The organism is Gammaproteobacteria bacterium (assembly GCA_013696315.1).
Taxonomy (GTDB): domain Bacteria; phylum Pseudomonadota; class Gammaproteobacteria; order JACCYU01; family JACCYU01; genus JACCYU01.
In genome coordinates, this window is record JACCYU010000242.1 from 1 (window position 1) to 4,172 (window position 4,172).

A 4,172-nucleotide genomic window follows, 5' to 3' on the forward strand; every position below is an offset into this window, starting at 1 on the left:
CGTTTCTGTGCCGGCAGACGAACTTCATCCACAACGTCGCGGCGCAGGGCAGGCCGGTCAACATCAAGAAGGGGCAGTTCCTGTCGCCGTGGGAAATGAAAAACGTGGTGGACAAGGCGCGCGCCGCAGGCAACGATCAACTCATGGTGTGCGAGCGCGGCGCCTCGTTCGGGTATCATAATCTGGTGTCCGACATGCGCGCGCTGGTGGTGATGCGCGAGACAGGTTGTCCGGTGGTGTTCGACGCCACGCATTCGGTGCAGCTCCCGGGCGGGCAGGGCGCGAGTTCCGGCGGGCAGCGCGAGTTCGTGCCGGTGCTGGCGCGCGCCGCGGTGGCGGCTGGTGTCGCCGGCATATTCATGGAAACGCATCCGGAGCCGGCGCGCGCCTTGAGTGACGGGCCCAACGCTTGGCCGCTGGAATTGATGACGGAATTGTTGATTACGCTCAAGACGCTGGACGCGGCGGTCAAGTCGCAGGCGTTTGTGGAGGACCGCGTGTGAAGCGGGCACCGCCGACGTCGCGTACGCTCATGGTAGCGATGATACGATGTAGATTCAAAATGGCGCCGTGACTTTCGATACCCGCACAAGGTAAATTCTCGACTAAATGAACAGCGTGCCACCGTTACCCGAAGATAGACTGCGTAACGTAGAGATCGATGTCGCGTCGATCAAAGCTCGCCTTGACGCCGAACTGCCCCACCTTGCGACAAAGTCGGATGTGGAGCGCGCAAGCGCCAGTGTGAAACGGATGGGTCGCTTACTCATCATGTGGACGGTAGGCACTGCCCTGGTGGGCACAAGCGTAGTCTCAGGGATCGCCTTTGCGGCAATCCGCTGCGCTGCCAGCTGAAGTACTGAACGTTAATTCCCGCAAATCATTCTCGAATCAACAGAAGAGCAGGCTATGTCCGCAATTATCGATATCCACGCGCGCGAAATTCTGGACTCGCGCGGCAATCCCACGGTCGAGGCCGATGTCACCTTGAAATCCGGGCACATTGGCCGTGCGGCGGTGCCTTCCGGCGCGTCGACCGGTACGCGCGAGGCGATCGAGCTGCGCGACGGCGATCAGCATCGTTATGGTGGCAAAGGCGTCACCCGCGCCGTCAACAACGTCAACAGCATGATCCGGCCCAACGTCATCGGCCTCGACGCCGCGGATCAGCAGGCGCTGGATAAGCGCATGATCGATCTGGACGGTACCTCGAACAAGGGTCGTCTCGGCGCCAACGCGATTCTGGCGGTGTCGATGGCGTCGGCGAAAGCCGCGGCGAGCGAAGCCGGTGTGCCGCTTTACCGGCATCTGGGCGGCGACGGCCCCTTCATTTCGCCGGTCCCCATGATGAACATCATCAACGGCGGCGCGCATGCCGACAACAGTGTGGATCTGCAGGAGTTCATGATCCTGCCGGTCGGCGCCGAGAGCGTGCGCGAGGCGGTGCGCTATGGCGCCGAGGTTTTTCACGCGCTGCGAAAAGTTCTCCGCAAGCGGGGTATGAGCACCGCGGTCGGCGACGAGGGCGGGTTCGCCCCCGATCTGCCTTCCAACGAAGCGGCCGTTGAAACGATACTGGAAGCGATTCAGGCGGCGGGTTTCGAACCCGGCAAGGACATTTATCTGGGTCTGGACGCCGCAAGTTCGGAATTTTATCGCGACGGCCGCTACGAATTGGTGTCGGAGCGCAAGTCGCTGGACGCGGGCGGGTTTATCGATTATCTGGCCGCCTGGGTGGATCAGTATCCCATCATCAGCATCGAGGACGGACTTGCCGAGGACGACTGGGAAGGCTGGGCCGAGCTGACACGCAGGCTTGGTGACAAGGTGCAACTGGTCGGCGACGACCTGTTTGTCACCAATACCGAAATTCTCGAGCGCGGCATCAGCGAGAACGTCGCGAATTCAATTCTGATCAAGCTCAATCAGATTGGCACGCTGACCGAAACGCTTGCCGCCATCCGCATGGCGCACGACGCGGGCTACACCGCGGTGATCTCGCACCGCTCGGGCGAGACCGAGGATACGACCATCGCCGACCTGGCGGTGGCGAGCGCGGCCGGACAGATCAAGACCGGCTCTCTGTGCCGCTCGGATCGCGTGGCGAAATACAATCAGTTGATACGCATCGAAGAATCCCTGGGCAAGCAATGCAGCTATGCGGGCATGCAACCATTCCCGCGCGTCGGCACCGCGTAGAAAAGGCTTAGTCGAGCAGCGTATCGTGGCTAAGCACACACCATCAATCGCCAAAAACCAGATGCGACGCTGCTGCATTGCGGTCATTGACCCACCCCCGTCGAATGCTGACATAGATCGGCTTTGGAAATTCTTTGATTCGTCGTGCGCATATTGCGGCGCCGCTTTGGTCCGCGGCGAGCGTCGCGATCACGTCCTTTCACAGTCGGCACTCGGGACTAACGACATCCACAATCAGGTTTTGTCCTGTGGGCTATGCAACGGAGATGAAAAGAGGGAAGAGCCTTGGGAGTCATTCCTCGCTCGCAAGGTCTCTTCGGCGTCTTTACAACGGAGGCGCCGAGCGCGCATTGAGGAGTGGATGCAGCAAGCACCTCCAGGACGCCTATCAATAAGCTCAAAGAAGCGTCGAACGGCCGAAGCAATCGCGCGAGCGTTTAAAGACTTTGATGCGGCAGTAGAAGAACTTCGCGCGCTAAGAGGCCGGAGCACCTAACATGCGCCTAGGTTTTCTCGTGCTCGGGCTGCTGTTTGTGGCCTTGCAATATCAGCTCTGGGTCGGCGACGGCAGCCAGGCGGAGGTGTGGGATCTGCAGCGTGCGATCGACGCCCAGAGCCGCGAAAACGCCGCGCTGCGCGAACGCAATCAGGCGCTGGCGGCCGAGGTTATTGATCTGAAGACTGCGGAAGAAGCCATCGAGGAACGCGCGCGGCTGGAGCTGGGCATGATCCGCGAGGGGGAGACGTTTTACCGCGTCGTGGAGCCGCTGCCGTCGCGGTGAGCCGCGGGGCCGCACCCTTGGCTTCACAGCCGCCGGGCGGGAGCCGATGGCAAGTCAGCAAAGCATTTCGTAGTCGACTAAAGGCCTATGATTGAAGCCGCCGCGTTCTGGGCCGTGATCCCCGCCGCCGGCGCGGGCCGGCGCATCGGCGGTGCAATTCCGAAGCAATACCTGCCGCTTGCCGGCAAACTGGTGATCGAGCACGCCCTCGCATGTTTTATCGAGTATGCGAAGATCGCCGGCATCGTGGTTGCCGTGGACTCCAACGACGACCGCTGGCCGTCCCTGAAGATTGCAAGCGCCAAACCGCTGGTGACTGTAATCGGTGGCCGCGAGCGTTGTCATTCAGTGCTCAACGCGTTGGAGCACCTAAAGAACGTGACGCGCGAAGATGCCTGGGTGCTGGTGCACGATGCCGCGCGCCCCTGTCTCCACGCGGACGATCTCGACAAGCTGATGACAACCCTGGCCGATGACCCGGTCGGCGGCATCCTCGCGGCGCCGGTGCGCGACACCCTCAAGCGCGCCGATCGCGAAAACCGTATCGATCAGACCGTAGAGCGGACCGCGCTATGGCACGCGCTGACCCCGCAGATGTTTCGTTTGAGCGTGCTGCATGCGGCGTTGCAGGCGGCGATCGAAGCGGATGTCGCTGTCACCGACGAAGCCGCCGCCGTGGAAAGAGCAGGGCTGCGTCCGCGGCTGGTGGAAGGCCGTGGCGACAACATCAAGATCACGCATCCGCAGGATCTGGCGCTGGCGGAACGTATTCTGGCTGTGCGGGTGTTATGCTAGGTTTTACCTTGGCTACGGCGTCAAGTCTCGTCATTGATCTTAATGTAGATTGGGCTGCATAGTCCCGCGGTGCTTGATGGCGGCCAAGCGCCAACTTCTCGCCATCTTGCCGATAAGTTAATTTCTGACCTCGCGCCGCGCACTGTGCCTATTGAGACTTGAGTAATATGGTGACAATAGTCATTATTGGTCATCTTCGAATGCGTGAGGATGTTCAGCGATGGCCAAGGGACGAGATTTTGATGCGCTCCAGAAACGACGCATGCGGGCGGCGAACCTGCTACGGCGAGGGCTTTCGCAGTCCCGAGTCGCCCACCAGCTGGGGGTCTCACGCCAGTCGGTTTCGCGCTGGGCCGGCAGGCTCGAAGCGCACGGGCAGGCCGGCTTGCGCAAGGC

General features: G+C 61.3%; 5 protein-coding genes. All 5 read left to right on the forward strand.

From position 1 onward, the window contains the following. Positions 1-503, forward strand: a 503-nt coding sequence (gene kdsA, locus H0V34_14100; GenBank protein MBA2492765.1) for a 3-deoxy-8-phosphooctulonate synthase, incomplete at its 5' end; no start/stop codon positions are given. A 406-nt stretch (positions 504-909) separates the two neighbouring features. Further along, entirely contained in the window at positions 910-2,199 is a 1,290-nt protein-coding gene (eno, locus tag H0V34_14105; GenBank protein MBA2492766.1) for a phosphopyruvate hydratase, read from the forward strand. 497 nt (positions 2,200-2,696) lie between these two features. Further along, positions 2,697-2,981 (forward strand): cell division protein FtsB, encoded by a 285-nt coding sequence (ftsB, locus tag H0V34_14110; GenBank protein MBA2492767.1) that lies wholly within the window; start codon positions 2,697-2,699, stop codon positions 2,979-2,981. A gap of 87 nt (positions 2,982-3,068) precedes the next feature. Further along, the gene (ispD, locus tag H0V34_14115) at positions 3,069-3,776 is read left to right on the forward strand and encodes a 2-C-methyl-D-erythritol 4-phosphate cytidylyltransferase (GenBank protein MBA2492768.1); all 708 of its coding nucleotides are present in this window, start codon (positions 3,069-3,071) and stop codon (positions 3,774-3,776) included. Positions 3,777-3,996: 220 nt separating this feature from the next. After that, the coding region (locus H0V34_14120; GenBank protein ID MBA2492769.1) for a helix-turn-helix domain-containing protein at positions 3,997-4,172 on the forward strand (176 nt) is incomplete at its 3' end.